General features: G+C 57.6%; 2 protein-coding genes. Both read right to left on the reverse strand.

The annotated features are described in order from the left end of the window. A partial coding sequence (locus ACTHS3_RS11640) for an L-aspartate oxidase (RefSeq protein ID WP_440368005.1) occupies window positions 1-1019 on the reverse strand: 1019 nt, incomplete at its 3' end. A 51-nt stretch (window positions 1020-1070) separates the two neighbouring features. Then, window positions 1071-2183: a quinolinate synthase NadA gene (gene nadA, locus ACTHS3_RS11645; protein ID WP_003747473.1), complete on the reverse strand. Its 1113-nt coding sequence runs from the start codon at window positions 2181-2183 to the stop codon at window positions 1071-1073. Between the last annotated feature and the right edge of the window lie 213 nt (window positions 2184-2396).

A 2396-nucleotide genomic window follows, 5' to 3' on the forward strand; every position in this document is an offset into this window, starting at 1 on the left:
GTATAGTGTTGCACGGGGCGGACGGGGATGGCTTGGCGCGTGATGTCCAAGCCGCATTGGGACAGGCAGTGCCGATGGATGGACGGGAAATGCTGGCGGACGAACGCTGCGGGTTGGCGGCTGATGTCGAGCGAGACGAAGTCTTGCGTTTGCTTGGCGATTTCGGCGGCGATGGCGCGGGCAACGATGTCACGCGGCGCGAGTTCGGCGCGGCGGTCGTAATGCGGCATAAACCGTTCGCCCGCTTGGTTGGTCAGGATGCCGCCTTCGCCGCGTACGGCTTCGGAAATCAGGAAGGTACGGCCGTTTTCAGACGACCTTGCCAAGCCTGTAGGGTGGAATTGGATAAATTCGAGGTTTTCGACTGCGCAACCTGCGCGTATCGCCATGGCGATGGCGTCGCCCGTGCATTCGGGCGGCGTGGTGGTGGCGGCGTAAATCTGTCCCAAGCCGCCGCCTGCGAGTACGGTATGGCTGGCACGGATGCTGTAGGTTTCTTGCGCTCGGCGGTCGAGGACGGTCAGTCCGCACGCTGCACCCGATTCGGTTTGGATGTCCAACGCCATCTGCCGCTCGCAAACGCGGATGCTCGGGCGGCGGCGTATTTGGGCAATCAGGCTCTGCATGACTGCTTCGCCCGTGTAGTCGGCGACGTGGGCGATTCGGCGGCAGGTGTGCCCGCCTTCGCGCGTCAGGTGCAAGTCATTATTATTTTGGTCGAATGCCACGCCCTGCGCCAGCAGCCATTCGATTGCCGGTTTGCCTTGCGACAGGATGGTGCGGACGGCAGCTTCGTCGCACAAACCTGCGCCCGCTTCCAAAGTATCGGCGACGTGTTTTTCGATGTCGTCCTCTCCCGACCACGCCGCCGCAATCCCGCCTTGCGCATGACGGCTGGCGGTGTCGTCCAGCCGGTTTTTGCACAAAATGACGATGCGAAACGATTCAGGCAGCGACAGGGCGAGCGTCAGTGCCGCCAGCCCGTTTCCGGCAATCAATACGTCGCAATCGGTTTGCATGGTGTTGTCCTTGTTTGAGAGGCCGTCTGAAACGGCAATATTGACAGCAAATCAGGCGGGTCCCATGCCGTTGAACACATCTTTTTTCTTCAGCCCTGCCGCGAAGTCGAGCATACGCTGCAAAGGCAGTTTGGCGGCTTCGCCCAGCTTTCTGTCCAACAGGATTTCGTTGTGCCCGCTCGTCAGGGCGTGTTTGATGCCGCCCAGCGAATTCATTGCCATCCACGGGCAGAACGCGCAGCTTTTGCAGCTTCCGCCGTTGCCCGCCGTCGGTGCGGCGATAAATTCTTTGTCGGGCGCCTGCTTTTGCATTTCGTGCAGGATGCCCAAATCGGTCGCCACGATGAATTTTTTTTCGGGGCGCGATACGGCGGCTTTCAGTAGTTTGCTGGTCGAGCCGACCACGTCGCCCAGCTCGATGACGCTTTGCGGCGATTCGGGATGAACCAGTACCACCGCGTCGGGGTGTTCCGCCTTCAACGCTGCCAATTCCTGCCCTTTGAATTCGTTGTGGACGATGCACGAACCCTGCCACAACAGCATATCCGCGCCCGTTTCGCGGCGGATATAGTCGCCGAGGTGGCGGTCGGGTCCCCAAATCAGCTTCTCACCGCGCGATTTCAGATACGATACGATTTCCAACGCCACCGAAGACGTTACCACCCAATCGGCACGCGCTTTCACGGCGGCGGAAGTGTTGGCGTACACAACGACCGTGCGGTCGGGGTGTTGGTCGCAAAACGCTGAAAACGCTTCTTCCGGACAACCCAAATCCAAAGAACATTCTGCTTCCAAATCAGGCATCAGCACTGTTTTTTCAGGACAGAGGATTTTTGCGCTCTCGCCCATGAAGCGTACGCCCGCCACCACCAGCGTATCGGCTTCGTGTTCCGCGCCGAAGCGTGCCATTTCCAACGAATCGCCCACGCATCCGCCCGTTTCCAAAGCCAAATCCTGAATCAGCGGATCAACATAATAATGCGCTACCAAGACCGCGTTTTTCTCCTTCAGCAAAGCCTTGATTTCGTCTTTCAGACGACCTGCCGTTTCGCGGTCGGGCGTGTCGGCAACCTTTGCCCACGCCTGACGGATTTGGCAGGCGGAAGTCGGTGTTTGGATGAGGGGCATATCGTAATCGAACGAGCGGCGGGCGGCGGTTTGCATGAGACTTCCTTATGGCTGGTTTTTCAGACGGCATAAAGATTTGCCGTTTATATTTTGAAATATTTTTATATTATGCTCAAATTGAGTATAATAAGCAAGGTCGTCTGAAAACCGCTTTGGTTTACAATAAGGTTTCCTCTTGAATGAAAGCCACGCATGGATGCCTATCCTGAAACAGCAGCCAATACGCAAAGTATCGTCGAGCTTGTTCCT

The sequence above is a fragment of the Neisseria sp. P0009.S007 genome, assembly GCF_051962515.1.

What these genes read in the sequence shown, in the direction of transcription:
- nadA (WP_003747473.1), bottom strand. Translation starts at nt 2,183, where the DNA reads ATGCAAACCGCCGCCCGCCGCTCGTTCGATTACGATATGCCCCTCATC.